This is a genomic window from Prochlorococcus sp. MIT 1342, assembly GCF_047304495.1.
GTDB classification, from domain to species: Bacteria; Cyanobacteriota; Cyanobacteriia; order PCC-6307; family Cyanobiaceae; genus Prochlorococcus; species Prochlorococcus marinus_D.
Window position 1 is genome coordinate 845904 of record NZ_CP138957.1, and the last position, 17446, is coordinate 863349.

The window sequence follows — 17446 nt, forward strand, 5'->3', positions numbered from 1 at the left end:
GTCAAAGCCAGCCTTTTTAATGATTAACCGGTCAGAACCATCGTTGATCAAACAGTGGTTAGGCAACCCTCCAAAAGATCTCCTCTCCGGGCTGGTGGTTGCCTTCGCAATGATCCCAGAGGCGATTGCCTTTTCAGGCATCGCTGGTGTTGATCCTCAAGTGGGCCTCTTTGGAGCGTTTTGCCTTTCAGTCACCATCGCCATAGTCGGCGGACGTATGGGGATGATCACCTCAGCGACTGGCTCGACAGCACTGTTGATGACAGGGCTTGTGGCGACTGGTAATGCCGTTGGTGAAGGCCTAGGCCTTGCCTATTTGATGGCAGCAGGCCTATTGACTGGGCTCTTGCAAATCCTTTGGGGTTATTTGAGACTTGCCTATCAAATGCGTTTTGTTCCTCAAGGGGTTCTAAGTGGATTTGTGAATGCACTCGCCTTATTGATTTTTCAAGCTCAATTACCCCAATTAGGCCTGAATCTGCATTACGGAGAAGCTGTAGTTAGCGATCATGCCACCCAGATTTTGCCTACTGGTGGACAGATCCCTTTGGTTTGGGGGTTGGTGATGCTTGGCTTGGTGATTATTTATGGCTTACCACGCTTGACTCGCCTGTTGCCTTCTCAGCTCGTGGCCATCATTGTTTTGACGATCATTAGCATCGGCTTCGGCTTCGATATTCCAACCGTTAAAGATTTAGGACATCTCCCGACTGGTCTTCCTAGTTTCACACTTCCATTTGGGTCATTAGCAGATGGGAAAGTGCCATTCAACCTCGAAACATTTGGATTGGTGTTACCCACAGCTCTCGCGGTTTCCTTGGTTGGGCTGATTGAGACTTTCCTCACCCAAGACATCGTTGATGATTTAACTGATACCACATCAAACAAGAATGTTGAGGCTCGAGGCCAGGGAATCGCAAACGTTGTCTCCTCTCTTTTTGGAGGAATGGCCGGTTGTGCACTTGTGGGCCAATCGGTAATGAATACAGAGAATGGTGGGCGTAGCAGACTTTCAACATTGTTTTCTGGCGTCAGTTTATTGTTAATGATCTTGGTGGGACGAGTCTGGTTAGAACAAATCCCTATGGCGGCTTTAGTGGCTGTGATGATTGCGATTGCTGTCAGTACTGCTGATATCCGCGGACTCCGTCAGCTGAAAAAGATTCCTCGTAGCGATACAGCTGTGATGCTGATGACTTTTGCCGTCACCATGCTCACTACACCCCATAATTTGGCGCTGGGAGTTTTAGCGGGTGTTGCACTCGCTGGAATACTCTTCAGCCGTAAAGTTGCCAAAGTGATCCGTGTCAGTGTTATTCAAGTCAACCCTGATGAGCTTCGTTATGAAGTCAGTGGACAATTGTTCTTCGTGAGCAAGGTTTATTTTTTACAGGGCTTTGACATTCACAAGCACCCTGCCAAAGTGACGATCGATATGTCGCGAGCACACATCTGGGACCAAAGCGGAGTTGCTGCATTGGATCAGGTGATCCGCAAGCTTCGCCTTGGAGGTTCAGAGGTGGATGTGATTGGCCTTAACAAGGAAAGTCTTGATCTATTTGAACGCATAGGCGGCAATCAAGAGCCTGCTCATATCTAGAAGGGTTATATTTGAGATGATGCCCAAGATTTTCTAAGTCGTCTTATCGTTAGAGTTGTTTGCAGCGCCAATGATTTCAAATCTTGAACTGGCTTAAAGGTGTTATATTCATCTAAATCATTGATTCTTTAGACACGATGACATTTTATTAATGCAATAACTTCCTAGGAATATTCCAGTCAGGCTGTATATTTCACCAACCATAAAACGTGCTACTTTACAAAATCATGAGTTTGATTTGCTGCTGAAAAAATGATGTCTTGGTTCATTTTGAAATTCTCACACACACCTACTCTGGGCTGCTATAACTCTTAAGCTCACCAATGCTTTTCATGGCGAACTTCGATGCTTCTACGCCCTTTCTTCTGCTGGCTCGCATCCATGTAAAACCAGGCTGTGTTGATGATTATCTTTCATTGGCAGAGACGACAGATGCAGGGGTAAAAGATTCTGAGCCTGGGATGTTGCATCACACCTTTGATCAGGATCCAGATGATCCCCACGCGTTTGTTTGGTCTGAGGTCTATGCAAATGATGCAGCCTTTTTGGCTCATCTATCGAACCCCATCGTTGGTGACTATCTCGCCAAGCATGCAGAACTTGGTGATGGTTTTAGTGTTGAGGTCTATGGAACCATTGGTGCTGAGTGTCGAGCTGCAATGGCAGCCACTGGCTTGCCATTAAAGATTTTCGAGACCACATTTGGTTATAGCCGGATGTAGTATTTCACTAAGATTTTCAGATTAAACTCATAAAGATTATGCCTGCATAGCTTAGCGATAATTTATTACTACAATCAAATTTTTATTCGCGCAATGAAAAATATTAGCGACTGCTATAGACAATAAATTAGCTACTAGTGCTATCTAGCAATTCAAAATAATGATTACAACTTGACTCCAAGGCCCAGACATGCATTTGCTGCGAAGACAAGCATTGCCAAATATCTTATATGAGACTTTGGCAAGTTATCTTTTTATTCATTATTTTGATATCGTAGCAGATGCATACATAATATGCTGATTGATTCTTCTTTTTTCTTACGGCTACTAGATTTTTGCTATAAAATAATAATTGTGGTGATTATATTAGAAATTCCGGAATATCTGCGGCCAGGAACTCATCAAATTCTATATTACTAAAAATAGCGCTTGGTCGTTCATGAATTGAAATAGCTGTACAATTGCCTAGATTAGTAATTTGTAGCGCATCGATTATATCATCATCAGTAGCCAATTCAAGCTTGTCCCTACGGACATCAAAGTCTTCAATAATTGTATATGATTGGATATCTGTTAGGTTATCATTCGTTAAATAGATTCTATCCTTACCTTTACCAGTATAGATAGTGTCAAACCCTTGGCTCAGATAAATTTTATCTCCTCCTTTGCCTGCATGAATTAGGTCATTTTTTACTGTCCCAGCAAAATGATTACTCGATGCATGGCCTATTCCAATATAGTCAAAATCACTCTTACTATCTTCAATTGGAACCATATTCTTCTTACCAAGTTTTAAGGTATCTAGTGCATTTAGTTTTCCTATCGATCTAAACCTATCATAGTCAATACCTTTATCTGGATCAAGCCCTTTGCTACGATCTATTCTTAGAAGTGGATCTATATTGGGATATTGACTAATTGCCTTTGTTAATGTTTCCAAGGCAGAGTTTTCTACATGGTTATAGATATCACTACTTTGACCATCGATTACTTCGTTATAAGACATCAAAGTGTCTAGCATATTATATCCATTTCTAGAGGGGGCTGGTTCAAAAAAACCATCAGCAGTTCCAGGATGGCTTAGGCCAAATGCGTGGCCAATTTCATGCTTTATTGTCTCTTCCAATTCATCTTCGATATTTGCAACATATATTGTTGTCCAGTAGTGGTAACCATCTGCTGGGTGATCGTATTTACCTGGAAAAGCAATACCTACCAATGTTTCACCAGGCCTTGTACTTAAATTATCATTAGGACTTATATGTATATCTATCACTGCCTTGGAAATGTCATGTACTCTTTTTATATCAAGTCCTGTTTGAACTCCCACCTCCATAAAGACATTATTGATAAATCTTCGTGTTTCGTTTGGAGTGTTTATCGTAGAAGCTCTCGCATTAGGCGATAGGATTATATCTTCCCCTTGGCCAATATAATAACTTAAAACATTAGTCTGTATTTTTTGACTTTGTATTCTTGAAAGCTCTTGAATGAATAGCGGTTGGCTCATGATTGCTTCTTTTACGATTGACCAACCCGACTTCTTGTCACGTCTCGGAATTTTTTCCCATGTCATTGCATTGCCATACCTCTCTTTTACACCATAGAGTTCTAATCCATTCCATTCGTCAGCAGTCAGGTCAGTGTCTAATACTCTTGGTTTTGATTCAGCCATTGAGAAATTCAAATTAATTTACAAAAATGATAGCATATATTCATCTGAATTTCAGTCTCTTCCAGATTGTTATAAGTTTATTCTTTTGTTTTTGTTCAAGGTCCTTAGTGTTTAGATGACTTTTTTGTTGAGATCATAAACAATGCCTGTATCTCAACTAAAGGCTTAAAAACAAAAGCAAAGTCAAAATCTGCTCTATTGCTTCACTCTCCTAACACAATTATATTTGCAATAAAGAATTTAAAGCAAATCGCAAGACAAAGTGTCCTGGAAGTCGTCAATTTTCTCTATTTAAACAAATGACAATAAAACCATCACTTATTGCTGTTGATTTAAAGATTTTTGCAGTGCGACCTATCTATAGTGGTTATTCCATAAACCTCATTTTGGGTGTCTATATACATAACAATTTCCATGCTCCTTGCCTGGATCTGGAATATTCTCAAGTTTATTAACGATCCTACACTCACCATGTCAAGATTCAAATAGTCGCCTTTCTCTTGATTTATTTATAAATAGTTCATTAAATTACTTATCAATTTGCTATTTTATTATTTCACAGGCTTTTCTCTAGCCGAAAGGCTAGGCATCTTTAATTAGGTCTAAATTATTTAACGCTATTGCCGCTCTATAGCCGCTATTTAAAAATAGCCTTTTTTCTTTGCAGGATCATGCTGGCTTTAAATGTATTATCTTACCTTCTTGTATCTTAAAAATCTAGCCATATCTCTCGCCCCTAGAGCTCAACTGAAATTAGTGCTAAAATTAAAAAATTTTTGAAAGGGAGGCCGTTAATCGATTGTCGCGGACATGTAAAAATAGCTAAAAGATCTCCTGACCATGAGAAGGTTTCTTTCTGCCTCTGTATTAAGCCTCGCTTTATTTTCGACAGCATGTGCCTCGATTGATCAAGAGGATTCTTCTCGGCTTGATTTAATCAACAAGCGAGGTCAATTAAATTGTGGCGTCAGCGGTAAGATTCCAGGCTTTAGTTTTCTACTTGGCAATGGTCGCTATGAAGGGCTAGATGTTGACATCTGCCGCGCTATGGCCGCTGCATTTGTTGGCGATGCCGCGAAAGTGCAATATCGCCCTCTTACAGCTCCCGAACGCTTCACTGCTCTAAAAACAGGCGAAATTGATCTGCTTTCGCGAAATACCACATTGAATCTCAGTCGGGATGCAGCAGGAGGTAATGGTCTCACCTTTGCACCTGTGGTGTTTCACGATGGCCAGGGGTTGATGGTCAAGCGAAGTAGCGGAATTAAGGGCCTTCAGGATTTGAAAGCCAGCAACATCTGTGTGGGCTCAGGCACCACGACGGAACAGAACCTCAACGATGCATTTCAGGTGCGAAAGCTCTCTTATACGCCGATCAAGTATCAAGATCTCAATCAGGTTGTCGCCGGTTACCTTCAGGGTCGATGTCTAGCGATGACTTCCGATCGTTCTCAGCTAGCAGCGGCCCGATCTGGGTTTCCTAATCCTGAGCAGCACATCATTCTTGATGTTGTGCTGAGCAAGGAACCGCTTGCCCCAGCCTCAGTGGGTGGAGATCAGCGTCTTGGTGATGCCATGCGTTGGGTGATCTTTGCTCTTTTTGCAGCTGAGGAATTTGGTATTACTCAAGAGAATGTCGACAGTAAGCTTAAACAAGCCAAGTCAAACCCGCAGATGTCTTCGCTGCGACGCTTTCTAGGCGTTGATGCTGGCCTTGGTCAAAAGCTTGGTCTGGCAGATGACTTCGTTGTCAAGGTGATCCGAGCCACAGGCAATTATGGAGAGATTTACAACCGCCACCTCGGTCCAAACAGTTCTGTGCCAATTCCCAGAGGCCTAAATCGCTCCTATCGGCAAGGTGGCTTACTGATCGCGCCACCTTTTAACTAACCCCCCATGAAGCGCTCGCAGCACTTTTGCTTGCAAGTTGGCGTCGCTCTCGCTCTGCTGACCATTCTTGGCGTGTTGATCAACAATCTCGCTGTGAATCTGATCCGCACGGACATGGGGCTCAGCTTTCTTTGGTTAGGACGACCTGCAGGCTTTGCTCTAGCTGAACATCCGCTGTCTTATAGGCCTTCGGATAGTTATGCCTGGGCTCTTTGCATGGGCTGGTTAAACAGCCTCAAGGTCATCCTTTGCGGCCTTGTTCTGGCCACGGTGATTGGAGTGCTTGCAGGGGCTGCCAGAAGTAGCCGCAATCTGCTGTTACGAGCACTGTCGAGCGGATATGTGGCCTTAATCCGGCAGATCCCTCTGTTGCTTCAGCTGTTGTTTTGGTATTTCGTTGCTTTCTTAAGCCTTTCCGGGACCCCCTTGGCGCCATTAGGAAGCTTGATACGTGTCTCGAACCAAGGGATCGAATTGCTTGGTCTACATCTGAGCGTTGAATTTTCGGCTTTATTAGTGGGCCTAAGCGTCTTCACAGCAGCATCGATTGCTGAAATTGTCCGCGGTGGATTGAATTCTGTTCCGCGTGGTCAATGGGAAGCGTTTCGCAGTCTTGGTTTGCCAGAAGGTTTTGGGTTGCGTCGGGTGGTGTTACCTCAAGCTTTACCAGCCATCCTGCCTGGCCTAACAAGCCAATATCTCAACTTGGCCAAAAACAGCACATTGGCGATCGCCGTAGGTTATGCCGATGTCTATGCGGTAAGTGATACGACAATCACACAGACCGGCAGGGCGATTGAAGGATTCTTCTTGTTGTTGATCAGTTTTTTGCTGCTTAACCTTCTGATCACTGGAGGGATGGAAGTTCTCAATCGAGTTGTGATCAGATCCCAGCAATAGCCTTAGGCTAAATAAGGTTTAGGTTTTTCATGGATTCTTTACTTCAACGGCGCATCGCAGCAGTGCTCTTGTTTATTGCAGCTGCCATTGCCATCCTTTTGCCTTTTGCCTCGGCCACCTTGCTAACCATTGCCCTCGGGGGGGCTGCCTGTGCCGCAGGCATTGGCCAATTATTGCGTCTTGGCGGTGAAGCAAGCCTGCAGGGCAAAGTGTTTAGAGGCTTCAGTGGCGTGCTTTATATCGCAGCTGCTCTTTGGATTTTGATCGACCCGGTTGATAGTGAAATCAGCCTTACCTTGTTTGCAGGGGTCTTGCTGCTCATAGAAGGCTTGATGGAATTGGCTGGAGGTGCAGCATCTCCAAGCCCTTTAGGTGGATTGGTGGTCTTCGATGGAGTGATCACTGCAATCTTCGGTCTCTTACTTGTTATTGAATGGCCTTCAGACAGTATTTGGGCTCTAGGAACATTATTCGGAGCAGCATTGTTCCTATCTGCAATCAACCTGCTGAGGGGCCCTAAGCCTGCTGAGACCGCATAGCAAGTGGATCTCATTGGCGACATCATCAAGTATCGCCAATGAGACCAGTCTCGATTAATAAGCTGAGATCTCAACATTCCCACAGGGATGCATTGAATCCATGAACATTTGCACTACTACTTAGCTGTAGCCAATGCACTCCGAGGCAATGCAGAAGCTAAAAGGATCATTAACCTCACCTAAGTACCAAAGCAGGTGTCAAGCAGAAGAGGATGATCATGATTTCGTAAAGCATCATTCCGCCGTAGTGGAGGCGGTCAAAGCTTCTCTTGCTGAGATCGATGAACCATCGTGAATGCCAGCGGTAGCCCCATTCACGATGCCGTATAAAAGCAATCAGCCAGAAGGTCAAGAGTGCGAAATTCAGCACCGTTGCCTTGGCAAAGATTTCAGCGAATTCAGCTCTCTCCATTGCCTAGATCTTGGTTGATCTCTAAGAAATAGCAATGGCTTTTGCTTCTGTCCATGCTTGGTTCAACAAGGGCAACAGAACCTCTGTTTCAACAGGATGTACAAATGGGCTTACGTTGATGATTTGCATCGATGGCCTATGCGTTTGAGCCTGTCCCTTGATCGTTTCTATCCCAAGAGAAGTGGTCCGAATTGAGTTTCTAGTTCTCCTGAGTACACCTGCTAAATCCTGATGCAGTCTGGGCCAAGCCCTTTTAAACGTCTGAAACGGCACCTATTGGCCACCCCTCTGGATGGCTTGATGTCTGTTTTGCTGCTTGCCCTGCTTGGTTGGATTGCGACCACAACCCTGCATTGGCTTTTTGTTGATGCGGATTGGCAAGTCGTTAGCCAAAACCTTCCGCTGTATGCCTTTGGCAGCTATCCACCTCATCAACGTTGGCGCCCATTTCTTTGGATTGCGCTGCTGATAGGCCTCACCTTATTAACGCTGTTGGGGCCACGTCGGGGTTGGATTCGGAAGGCCTTGCCTTTGGTATGGATTGCGATGGTGCCCTGTGGTGTGGTTCTTCTTGCCGGTGGCCTCGGTTTACTGCCGATCCCTTCTCATGCCTGGGGTGGCCTAACCCTCACCCTGCTGCTAACCGCCTGCAGTGGTGCTCTTGCTCTACCGCTGGGCATCCTTTTGGCACTCGGGCGTCAAACCAGGCTGGCCGTGATCCAACGAAGTTGCAGTATCTATATCGACGTGATGCGGGCTGTTCCTCTGATCGCAGTGTTGTTTTTTGGTCAGCTGTTGATTCCCCTTTTCCTTCCCATGCATCTAGAAGTGAATCGAGTTCTGCGCGCTGTGTTGGCCTTCGCATTATTTGCTGCTGCATACATCGCTGAAGACGTACGAGGTGGATTGCAGGCGATCCCACGAACCCAGCGTGAAGCTGCTGCTGTGCTGGGACTAAGCCCGAAGCAAATAATTCAACTTGTGGTGTTGCCGCAGGCACTTCGTACAGCCCTACCGGCTCTGACCAACCAAGCAGTTGGATTACTTCAGAACACCAGCCTGATGGCCATCTTGGGTTTGGTGGAACTCCTGGGGATCAGTCGCAGCCTATTGGCCAACCCTGATTTCATTGGTCGGTATCTGGAGGTGTATGTATGGCTAGCAGGTGTTTACTGGTTGGTTTGCACTGCTATGGCCTTACTTGCCCGTCATCTTGAACATCAACTGAGCCCCACAAGGTCTGCGACTTCAAAGCAATGATTCCAGCCATTCAAGCCACGGGCCTTGTTAAATCCTTTGGTGATCATCAGCGAGCTCTTGATGAGGTGTCGTTGCATGTTGAAAGCGGAGAAGTTTTGGTCGTAATGGGTCCTTCGGGTTCTGGTAAAAGCACCTTGATTCGAACCTTCAATGGACTCGAGTCGCTTGATGAAGGGCGACTTGAAGTGCTTGGTATCCCCTTAGATGCAGACCACGATGAACATCAAATACGACGTATCCGTAAACGTGTGGGCATGGTGTTTCAACAATTCAATCTCTTCCCACATCTATCCATCCTCGACAACATCACCCTTGCACCGATTCGTGTGCAACGTCGGCCTCGAAAGGAGGCGGAGGCACGCGCTAATGATTTATTAACTCAGATGGGAATTGCCGAGCAGGCAGGTAAATACCCTGGCCAGCTGAGTGGAGGGCAGCAACAACGAGTAGCCATTGCACGTGCACTCGCACTACAACCCGAAATCATGCTTTTTGATGAACCGACAAGCGCTCTCGATCCGGAACGGGTCAAGGAGGTTCTTGATGCGATGCGGTCGCTAGCGAATGATGGGATGACCATGGTGGTTGTCACCCATGAGATGGGCTTCGCCCGTGAGGTGGCAGATCGGGTGTTGTTTATGGATGAGGGCAAGGTTGTGGAGACTTCATCACCAGATGAGTTTTTCGCGAATGCTCGTGAAGAGCGCAGCCGCCGTTTTCTCAATCAAATGATGTGAATTTCTCCAGGGATTTTTAGGATTGAAGCAATTTCGACATCAGTGATTGAAACTTGTGCATAGGCATTGAAATTCCAGCTGTTACTGAAAGCTTCTAGTCCTGATGCAACATACGAGAAGAAGACATCACGGTTATCACTAACGGAGTGAGCTCCCTTGATATAAGTATCAACATCGCCTGCATTCACCGGCCTTCTGTCATTATCTGCGTTCTACCCAAACATCCAAGAGCGGTATCCGTTCAAGCACTGATAACCAAGACTTGTTAAAACCAAGACTTATTAAAATACTAATCAAGGAGAGTTTTGCTTTGCCATTACTTTGATGCCTTTGCCACACAACCAATTGGATCATGCAAGAACAATAACTTCGTTATAATACTTGGTAATTCATTGCGCAACAGTCATTCTCAGTCGTCCTTTCCTGATGCGCTATCAGCAAAGGTCTTCTCCAGTCGCGCTTTGATTGTCTCGTCCTGGCTGATCTTTGCTTGATAGGGAGGCTTTCGTTGAGAGCTGACCTTTTCCCCAGCCCCGAAGTCAAACAGCCCTCCTGCCTTCATTTGCCCGAGTGGACCTCTCTCGATTGGGCCGTTCTTAAACATCGCAGTTTTTGCCAAATAGCCAACACCAAGGCCAACCAACACCGCCATTGAGATCAACGTGAGTAGAGCAGTGTGCGTCTCCATCTAGATCACATGTCCATCCCTGCAGCCTTGCACACCTCTGATGAGCTCGCATGTCCAGAGGTGGTAAGTAAATGATCTTCTGGTCAGTGATCATTCAGCTCTTGATTGCTGGTTACAGCTTCACGTTTGCTCTTCCCCAAAGGGGGGCTTAATGGTCAGCGAATGACATTTCAAGCCATTCCTGCCAATACAAGCGAAAAGTCGGTCGTCAAAAGGCGCATATCTCTCAGCTCCAAGCTGAACGAGCTGATTTGCCGGAGAAGATGGATCTCAGCCTGCGCCAGAAGGCTGAGCTGAACCAGATCCTCCATGGTTATAACCAGCTGCTTAAGTAGCTCGAGAACGCAGGAGAAGCTCTAGAAGAGGCTTTTGAGGAGAACGGTTCTTGGGGCGTGTTCTCTGGGTCTAGCATGGTTGAGGCTGTGCGGGCATTCATCCAGGCCTTCCGCCTTGCATTGGATCAGGCGAAGGAGGCATGGCTTGCTCGGCGTGAGGCAGCCAAGGAGGTGGTCGATGTCGATCGCTGATGGGTTGCTTGAAGCCATTGAGGAGATCAACATCCTCGACAAGAAGCTGGCTCGTGACATTGGGGAGCACATCGACTCCCAGGCCCGCACGCTTCAGGCTCTGAAGAATGAGGTGGAGGCCAAGGCATTTCCCCTCGCGCCTTTAGGTCGTTCCTCCAGCAAAGAAGGAGCCGTTCGAAAAGCTGAAGGTGTCAGAGCGTAGAGCCATTGCGTCACACATGGCTCTCACTGGACGGAGCAAATACACAAGGAAGGCAACCATCATCCAATTCCTTATCGAAAACAAAGCACCACTCGCTCCGTCAAATGAACAGCTGTTGGCTTTCTGGGTGGAGCACATCCGATAAAGGTTTTTTTGCAGAGGAATGTCTAAGCAAGGACCGTCTTGCCAAGGCACTCCCAAAAGCTACTGGGGTACGCTCTCTAGATAGGCAACGATGCTGTGCAATTACACTGAGAGAATTATTTTCTAGAAACTAATTCTTAGAGTTCTAAATGGGCATTGATCAACTCATAACGCCTAACACCTTCGGCTTTATAGCTGCTGCATTAACGACCATTGCATTCATACCTCAGGTCATAAAGACATGGAAAAGCAAGAAGGCTGATGATGTATCAATAGTGATGCTCTTGATGTTTATCACTGGTCTGTTATTTTGGATCATCTATGCGATAGAAACGAATGCTCTTCCTGTTCTCATTGCAAACATCATTACCTTCATCCTCAACATGACAATCCTTACTTTGAAGCTAATCTACGCGAAGCAGCCCACTACAGTAGGTTGAAAGCAGATGGGATCAGTGAATGGCACCCAGTCTTTTTAAAGCTATCGACAACACTTGATGGATGTGCCAAGCGCTATGAGCATTTCTGCCAGGGTTATCGCCATCACAGCAAAGCTGCTCCCAAGTGCCACTGGGGTAGACGCATGCTTAAACGACTAGTCAGTCATTCAAGGAATAGAAATAAGAAAAAGAGGGTTGCTCCAGGCCAACAACGATTGCCATGGGATTGGGATGTTCGCCTCAATCAAATCCCCGAGGATTGGCATCAGGATGCGGTGAAGTTCCGCAGGGCCAATGGAATCAGAGATGGTGATATTCAGTTCACATTCTAAGAGTGATTTTAGGAGATATAGGTATTGATTAGAGCCCAGAAGTTGATGGTTAGCTTTTTAGTGGCACTTAACTATTCTCAGATCTGGCCTCTATCAACTAAACGTCTTTACACGTAGCTTGTTGGCAAGAAGGTGCCAGGTATTGAAGGCTAATTTCAGCCTTGATTGCATAACGATTCTTCGCTGACTGCCATGGAGATGTTTAACAGGTCTAGTAAAATTCTTCTCTTCCGAGATCTGAAGTCGGTCACGTTAGTAGTCGGGATGATTTTTTATTGCCCTTTTACTAATTTTACTCATTTTTTTTTCAATTAAAGTATCTCTCTTTTTTTAATTCTTTTGTCAATTCTAGCATTTTCGACATTTTCTTTTCCTCTCGAGTTTCATTTCCTGAATTTTCTTCAGCAACAATCTTCCGTCCTTTCATTTCGAACCCTCCGGACACTGCCGCGAGTTCCGCTTCGCTTAATTCTAAGTCTTCATTCTCATCGTTCTTCTGCACTTCAGCAATAAATTCTTCGATCAACCTTTTTACTGTTGCTGCGTCATAGCCTGCCTGTCCTTTTTCTTATGCTGTTTCAACAAGCCTGCTGACTGCTGCCTCTTGATTATGCTGCCAGCTTTTGTATAGCTCCAGCTGCGTTGCTTGGCTTAGCTCGTTGATCAGTGATGCTGCTTCCTTAAGGTTGGCCATTAATCAATCCTTTCAATATCTACCTTTCTAGCAGCATCACGCTCTGTTGGAATGATCTGACTCACAGCTATTGATAGTGTGACAATACGTTTAGGTTTGGATTGGGATGAAAGGCTCAATCAGATTCCTGAGGATTGACATCAGCTTGCCTTGAGATTTAGAAAACCAAATGGAATTAGGGATGGTGACACAAGAATGCTACTTTCATGAATTGTTTTCCCGCAACGAGGACCTAATGAAAGATGGGGATATACACTGCCTGATTCACAAATGCAACGTTACTAGAAGATGTATTTTAACAATCGGAAACCCTTCATTTGCAAGTAAGTGCATTTAAGTATTCTCAATCGTCCTTCTTTAATCAATTCTAGGTCCTTTTCAATACACAGATCAATTCTATTTATTTTTGCTCTTGTTGTGACTTCTGCATTGCCTGTTCAGGCATTCGAGTTGCCACCTGATGCTGATCGGTTAACCAACCATTACGCTGATATTAAATGTAGAATGCTTTCTGAGGGGAGATCTCTTGATGTCATTGATAGCGAGCTTTTGTATGCAGTCAAAAATGATCCAAGGACCTCGACCTACAATGACCCACAGAAAGTAGTTGTTATTGCCATAGTGAATGACAAGGTACTCGATAGATGTGCGCAGTATTTCTAGTGATTTTTCGTTTTGCTGTTTCTCAAATAGCTTTCAAAAAACTGAAAACTTAAATTTAAAATTTCAGAGAAACCAATTGCCAATCTATAGGGCATACTAGGAACTAATTAGTTATTTTAGAATTCTCTTGGTCCTTCGTAGGAACTTAAATCAGCTAGCTTATTAAGTGGGATAACTCCTCCTGAGACAAGCTTTCCATTTATTTCCCAAGTTGGGAAGCTGACTATGCCTTTTCTTTCGCAGATGGCATGTTGGTTGTTTTGACCATCTTGTGCACACTCCACTATCTGAAGCTGGGCGGTACCCTTTAGACCAAACAGCTCTTTCTGCTCATGGCAATGGGGGCACCAGTAAGTACTATATAGCACGGCATCAGTGCTTGTGAGATGTTCAGCCAAGGCGACTGTTGATGGTTTGCTAATGGTTTTTATGACAGGAGGAACCCCTCGCCTAACCGCGCAAGGCATCCACATGTTTCCCATTTTATGGACTCCTTTACATCCAAGTTCTTCTGCCTCTATTTCTGCCTCCAATTTAGTTTTAAATACAAAACCTAGCGTACTATCTTTGTCATTTAAGGTTTCTCGCTTTTTCCTTTCTAATTCTTTGGCTTTATATTCTTGATCTATCTTAAAAGCACTGGTCCTTATCTTTATTATGCCTTTGCACTTCCAATTGTTTGGATTTTCAAATACAATGAACCCCACTTGTATTGCTGCATCGCAAGTGTATAAATGCAATTTCTTCCCTTCTTTCTCCCATACTTCTATCCTTCTCTCATTATGCCTACTTGACAATACCTTCTGATTTAGACGCGCAGATATTCCTGGGTGATTATCCTCGTAGACTGTTATTATTTTATTACCTTGCAAAAGACATAGTCTTTTTTCTGAACTAATAGCATAATTTGCGCTTTCCCATGTACACTAATTTTGAAGTTTATATTCATCCATTAACCCTGCATTGGCATTGCAATCGAACAAAAAAATAGTACTACTCAAAAGAGCAGTAAAAAGTACATTCGTATACTTCTGTTTCATTTAAAATTTTTCACCTTGCTAAAATCATAACTGAAATCTGATCCCTTGCGTCTAAAGTTCATGCAGGCGATTAACCACTCAACCTGATTCCTCCTAAAACGATAAAGTTTTACGAGAATAGTTTCTTCGCCAGTCCTAAAAATTGCTAATACTTCTTGCAGTGCAATGCACCTTGAAAGCCCCAGTTGAACTGAATAGCGTCTTTGAGGTTGATCTCCATGACGCCGAGATCTGCTGCACTGCCTTCTACTTCTTGAGCAGCGACTGGTTGGATGGGAGAGTTGGCTAAGGCAAGAGCCGCAGCACCAGTAAGCGATAGAGGAAGGCGGAGTGATAGCTGCACTGGGTTTGAACACTTAAATGCTCACTAATTATCTGGGAGGTCTCTGGTTTCAGCTATCAGCCCACATCAACTACAGCAAAAATAAGACTGAGGGACATCAACGACTGAACATCAAAAAGCCCCGCAAGATGGCGGGGCTTTTACTTGTTTATTTTCTCCCCCTAGAGCGGTGGCGACTTTTTGTTTTGATCCTTCACCGCTATCCATAGATTCACTCAACCTCTTTAAAAGTGCAGTGACCTGGCTCAATGCCAACAGTGAGTTTGAGCACAAGCAACAAGAACATATCCATTTCCTCTGCAAGTAGCACAAATAACTGACATGAAGAAGGGCACCCGCGTCGAATGCCCTCATGTCCAGGACAGGTTTTCAGGGTTTCGAGCCTCGATCACTCTGTGGTGTAGGTACTGAGTTCAGTGCTATCCCATATATGGCCGCTGCTTTCAATCAGCTCCTTGTTGTCTTCCATCAGTTTTGTGGCCATGCCAGTGGCTGCCTGGTGGATCACCACCACCTTGCTGGGATCTTCAGTGCTGACACCCCGATACAGCGGTGTCACTCCTGCTGCTGTATTCATTTTGCTCAAGTCCTCACTGTCTAAGATGGCGACCTACTGCGCAAAGGGGACGGTCAGCTTGAAGATGCAGACGGTAGTTTCCATTAGATAGCCAGCAATTGCTCGATTATTTACTAAATTAGTTTTGCGTGCTGTGTCGAGAGTTACTCGGCAAGGTGCTAGGCGCCAGTGATCACCAACGCAAGAATCATTAATTGTCCCCGCCAAGAGTGGGATTTTACGGGGCGAGAGCCTCACAACACCTTGAGATCAATAAAAGTCTTTTTTTCTATTGCTGCTGCTGTTTTTAGTGCATCCTTTATCAATTCTGCCTCTGCTTGCCCAAAGGTAAATCCTATTGATCCAAATCTTCCAGATTGCCTTACAGGACTCAGGAATGGCTTTTTAGTTGATCAACAAACTGGTAAGCCAATTATGTCTGCCAGGTGTCAAGACTATGCAGATGGACAGTATTGGACTGTTGGGCAATATGTTCGCAGTCGCTAAAAACTTCTCTCGGGGAGCCTGAAGCTTCGGCTGAAAGCTATACAATACCCTCGATGGGGAAAGCAGGGCGCGAAGTGTTGTGCGCGATCAATTCCCCGACAAAACCATCAACGCCCCGCCTCGTGTGGGTTTTTTTTATTGGCCGGCTCCAGGCAACAGTTCCCTGCATCCAGGGATCTTCTTCAGAAGAAGACCAAGCCCTGATACCAGGACCCACCGTCAAGATCAACGTTGCAGCTGCGATCAGTAGGAAGCGCATGTCATCTCCTGGCCTATCGGGCGACGCTAAGTCTGTCACCGCTTTTGAAGTGGGTTCAATAGGGGATCGATTCCTACTGGGGTGGGGGCTATATGAACGGGATTACTTTGGAGACGTTGAGGTGTCCTCGGGAATAGACGAAGAATCCTTTGAAGTAATCACGGACGGTGAGGGCGACGTCTGTTTTGACGGTTGGTAAAAGGACCGCCAGGTCGAGGCTGCCGAGCAGCGAGTTGGGGGGTTGAGCCAAGCGCTTCTGGACATCGTTTCCGTGGCGACTTCTGCAACCATCGAGGACTTTCCCGTTTTTTGTTGTCAATCCCGGACACTTTTTTTGTCTTATTGAGTCAGCAACTCGACGTGCCTTGGATCTGTCACCGATTTTGCACTTAATTCTTTAGGTACCCCATAAAAAAGGCCCTGGCGTGGGGCCTGCAGATCTTCGCTTTTTTAAAACTAGTCAAACCAGAAATCGGAGCCGCTTGTCGTCATTAATCTCGCCAGCCATAACCTTGAAGGCGTTTTCACCGTGAACAAAATCAAAGGCTGACTTGTAGACATGAACCTTGTGGACCATCACCGCAATGGTGAGGCTGATGGATGGCTTGGGCTCTGGTTAATTTCTAGTCCTGAGCAAAGGCTAAGGGCTGATCCTGAAGTTCCTGGAGTGTCATGGGAGGGTCGGATCTGCCCTCTTGTGCGAAGCCAGACACCAAAGGGTGAGCGGTTTCAGCCATTACGGGTCGAGGTGTCACACCTTGCCCCTTGTGTTCAGAGCTACATTTGATACATCAAGGGGGTCACGCAGTGTTGAGGAATTGGGTGGGGCTTGAGAAGGCCTCACAAGGCACGATCGAGAGCGCACGCTCTCAGGTCGATTCACTAGATGACATTGAGGAGATGCGAGTTCTACTCAAGAATGTCATTTCAGCTCACGACACGCTCAAGCAAAGGCTGGAAGACAAGCTCACCAACATGACCAACTACATGGCCCTGTCTAAAAAAGGCCAATAAAAAGCCCCCCGGAGGAGGCCCTGTCCTTTCGACACACGCTCTAGCAACATCCATCACTGTTAAGGGATGAGTGCTTATACCTGTTCTGCTTCTAAGGAAGGTTTTTTGAAGAAGTAGAACAGAGCTACGACACTCCTCACACAGCGTGGATGGGCGGTACTCGCTGTGGCCGTCCTTTTCTTGCATGCTTGTGATCCGCTATGGGCCTTCGAGGCAGCCCATCAAAATCAGCCGGCCTGGTTTTTATGACATATCGGGATGTGATCAAAGCTGTTCTTAGACGTCTCAACATCAGGGAGTTG

Annotated in this window: 25 protein-coding genes and 1 pseudogene; 15 read left to right on the forward strand and 11 right to left on the reverse strand. The window is 45.4% G+C overall.

Annotated elements, in window-relative coordinates:
- Window positions 1-19 precede the first annotated feature (19 nt).
- Both SIB79_RS04490 and SIB79_RS04495 read left to right on the forward strand, forming a co-directional pair.
- A complete protein-coding gene (locus tag SIB79_RS04490; RefSeq protein WP_063403019.1) occupies window positions 20-1600 on the forward strand; it encodes a SulP family inorganic anion transporter in 1581 nt (526 codons plus the stop codon).
- A 332-nt stretch (window positions 1601-1932) separates the two neighbouring features.
- Window positions 1933-2322, forward strand: coding sequence for a putative quinol monooxygenase (locus tag SIB79_RS04495; RefSeq protein WP_063403036.1), 390 nt, complete (start codon window positions 1933-1935; stop codon window positions 2320-2322).
- Between the two features lie 361 nt (window positions 2323-2683).
- On the opposite strand, the gene SIB79_RS04500 is transcribed toward SIB79_RS04495, so the two are convergent.
- Window positions 2684-3997 (reverse strand): hypothetical protein, encoded by a 1314-nt coding sequence (locus tag SIB79_RS04500; protein ID WP_063403020.1) that lies wholly within the window; start codon window positions 3995-3997, stop codon window positions 2684-2686.
- 840 nt (window positions 3998-4837) lie between these two features.
- On the opposite strand from SIB79_RS04500, the gene SIB79_RS04505 reads away from it, so the two are divergent.
- The 3 genes from SIB79_RS04505 to SIB79_RS04515 are packed head-to-tail and all read left to right on the forward strand — an operon-like array spanning window position 4838 to window position 7326.
- On the forward strand, window positions 4838-5887 hold the full coding sequence (locus SIB79_RS04505) for an amino acid ABC transporter substrate-binding protein (RefSeq protein WP_063403021.1): 1050 nt from the start codon (window positions 4838-4840) through the stop codon (window positions 5885-5887).
- Window positions 5888-5893: 6 nt separating this feature from the next.
- Window positions 5894-6787 (forward strand): ABC transporter permease subunit, encoded by an 894-nt coding sequence (locus tag SIB79_RS04510; RefSeq protein WP_063403022.1) that lies wholly within the window; start codon window positions 5894-5896, stop codon window positions 6785-6787.
- Between the two features lie 29 nt (window positions 6788-6816).
- On the forward strand, window positions 6817-7326 hold the full coding sequence (locus SIB79_RS04515) for an HdeD family acid-resistance protein (RefSeq protein ID WP_063403023.1): 510 nt from the start codon (window positions 6817-6819) through the stop codon (window positions 7324-7326).
- Between the two features lie 175 nt (window positions 7327-7501).
- On the opposite strand, the gene SIB79_RS04520 is transcribed toward SIB79_RS04515, so the two are convergent.
- Window positions 7502-7738, reverse strand: coding sequence for a DUF6868 family protein (locus SIB79_RS04520; RefSeq protein WP_041384377.1), 237 nt, complete (start codon window positions 7736-7738; stop codon window positions 7502-7504).
- Between the two features lie 231 nt (window positions 7739-7969).
- Here SIB79_RS04520 and SIB79_RS04525 point away from each other — a divergent pair, with 231 nt between their 5' ends.
- Together SIB79_RS04525 and SIB79_RS04530 are read left to right on the forward strand one after the other, a co-directional pair.
- Window positions 7970-8998: an amino acid ABC transporter permease gene (locus tag SIB79_RS04525; RefSeq protein WP_063403024.1), complete on the forward strand. Its 1029-nt coding sequence runs from the start codon at window positions 7970-7972 to the stop codon at window positions 8996-8998.
- Window positions 8995-9735, forward strand: a complete 741-nt coding sequence (locus SIB79_RS04530; RefSeq protein WP_011130271.1) for an amino acid ABC transporter ATP-binding protein — start codon at window positions 8995-8997, stop codon at window positions 9733-9735. Before SIB79_RS04525 ends, SIB79_RS04530 begins: the two co-directional genes overlap by 4 nt.
- On the opposite strand, the gene SIB79_RS04535 is transcribed toward SIB79_RS04530, so the two are convergent.
- From SIB79_RS04535 to SIB79_RS04545, 3 genes are all read right to left on the reverse strand, one after another.
- Window positions 9723-9923, reverse strand: a complete 201-nt coding sequence (locus SIB79_RS04535) for a hypothetical protein (RefSeq protein WP_236072509.1) — start codon at window positions 9921-9923, stop codon at window positions 9723-9725. The genes SIB79_RS04530 and SIB79_RS04535 overlap by 13 nt on opposite strands.
- A gap of 221 nt (window positions 9924-10144) precedes the next feature.
- On the reverse strand, window positions 10145-10423 hold the full coding sequence (locus tag SIB79_RS04540; protein WP_036912024.1) for a hypothetical protein: 279 nt from the start codon (window positions 10421-10423) through the stop codon (window positions 10145-10147).
- A gap of 170 nt (window positions 10424-10593) precedes the next feature.
- A complete protein-coding gene (locus tag SIB79_RS04545; protein ID WP_196757578.1) occupies window positions 10594-10734 on the reverse strand; it encodes a hypothetical protein in 141 nt (46 codons plus the stop codon).
- 81 nt (window positions 10735-10815) lie between these two features.
- Between SIB79_RS04545 and SIB79_RS04550 the strand changes: the two genes are divergently transcribed.
- From SIB79_RS04550 to SIB79_RS04565, 4 genes are all read left to right on the forward strand, one after another.
- A complete protein-coding gene (locus SIB79_RS04550; RefSeq protein ID WP_268873531.1) occupies window positions 10816-10950 on the forward strand; it encodes a hypothetical protein in 135 nt (44 codons plus the stop codon).
- The gene (locus tag SIB79_RS04555; RefSeq protein ID WP_236072511.1) at window positions 10937-11152 is read left to right on the forward strand and encodes a hypothetical protein; all 216 of its coding nucleotides are present in this window, start codon (window positions 10937-10939) and stop codon (window positions 11150-11152) included. Before SIB79_RS04550 ends, SIB79_RS04555 begins: the two co-directional genes overlap by 14 nt.
- Window positions 11153-11445: 293 nt before the next feature.
- Entirely contained in the window at window positions 11446-11736 is a 291-nt protein-coding gene (locus SIB79_RS04560) for a SemiSWEET transporter (RefSeq protein ID WP_063403025.1), read from the forward strand.
- Entirely contained in the window at window positions 11733-12068 is a 336-nt protein-coding gene (locus SIB79_RS04565; protein WP_063403026.1) for a hypothetical protein, read from the forward strand. The genes SIB79_RS04560 and SIB79_RS04565 overlap by 4 nt, the downstream gene beginning before the upstream one ends.
- A 307-nt stretch (window positions 12069-12375) precedes the next feature.
- Here the strand turns inward: SIB79_RS04565 and SIB79_RS04570 are convergent, their stop codons facing one another.
- The 3 genes and pseudogenes from SIB79_RS04570 to SIB79_RS04580 form a co-directional block, all read right to left on the reverse strand.
- Window positions 12376-12594, reverse strand: coding sequence for a hypothetical protein (locus tag SIB79_RS04570; protein ID WP_063403027.1), 219 nt, complete (start codon window positions 12592-12594; stop codon window positions 12376-12378).
- A gap of 947 nt (window positions 12595-13541) precedes the next feature.
- Window positions 13542-14222, reverse strand: a complete 681-nt coding sequence (locus tag SIB79_RS04575) for a hypothetical protein (protein ID WP_155724572.1) — start codon at window positions 14220-14222, stop codon at window positions 13542-13544.
- A gap of 406 nt (window positions 14223-14628) precedes the next feature.
- Window positions 14629-14808: pseudogene (locus SIB79_RS04580) on the reverse strand (carbamoyl-phosphate synthase); the annotation flags it as partial.
- A 17-nt stretch (window positions 14809-14825) separates the two neighbouring features.
- On the opposite strand from SIB79_RS04580, the gene SIB79_RS04585 reads away from it, so the two are divergent.
- Window positions 14826-15017 carry a hypothetical protein gene (locus SIB79_RS04585; RefSeq protein WP_063403030.1) on the forward strand — a complete coding sequence of 64 codons (192 nt, stop codon included), beginning with the start codon at window positions 14826-14828 and terminating at the stop codon, window positions 15015-15017.
- Between the two features lie 179 nt (window positions 15018-15196).
- Here the strand turns inward: SIB79_RS04585 and SIB79_RS04590 are convergent, their stop codons facing one another.
- On the reverse strand, window positions 15197-15412 hold the full coding sequence (locus tag SIB79_RS04590; protein WP_268873535.1) for a DUF3764 family protein: 216 nt from the start codon (window positions 15410-15412) through the stop codon (window positions 15197-15199).
- Between the two features lie 141 nt (window positions 15413-15553).
- On the opposite strand from SIB79_RS04590, the gene SIB79_RS04595 reads away from it, so the two are divergent.
- Entirely contained in the window at window positions 15554-15871 is a 318-nt protein-coding gene (locus SIB79_RS04595; RefSeq protein WP_413681151.1) for a hypothetical protein, read from the forward strand.
- A 37-nt stretch (window positions 15872-15908) separates the two neighbouring features.
- Here SIB79_RS04595 and SIB79_RS04600 read toward each other — a convergent pair whose 3' ends face one another.
- Window positions 15909-16169, reverse strand: coding sequence for a hypothetical protein (locus tag SIB79_RS04600; RefSeq protein ID WP_196757575.1), 261 nt, complete (start codon window positions 16167-16169; stop codon window positions 15909-15911).
- Window positions 16170-16218: 49 nt separating this feature from the next.
- On the reverse strand, window positions 16219-16380 hold the full coding sequence (locus tag SIB79_RS04605; RefSeq protein ID WP_196757576.1) for a hypothetical protein: 162 nt from the start codon (window positions 16378-16380) through the stop codon (window positions 16219-16221).
- Window positions 16381-16689: 309 nt separating this feature from the next.
- On the opposite strand from SIB79_RS04605, the gene SIB79_RS04610 reads away from it, so the two are divergent.
- The gene (locus SIB79_RS04610) at window positions 16690-16917 is read left to right on the forward strand and encodes a hypothetical protein (RefSeq protein WP_155724573.1); all 228 of its coding nucleotides are present in this window, start codon (window positions 16690-16692) and stop codon (window positions 16915-16917) included.
- 20 nt (window positions 16918-16937) lie between these two features.
- Window positions 16938-17144, forward strand: a complete 207-nt coding sequence (locus SIB79_RS04615) for a hypothetical protein (RefSeq protein WP_413681152.1) — start codon at window positions 16938-16940, stop codon at window positions 17142-17144.
- Window positions 17145-17446: the final 302 nt, after the last annotated feature.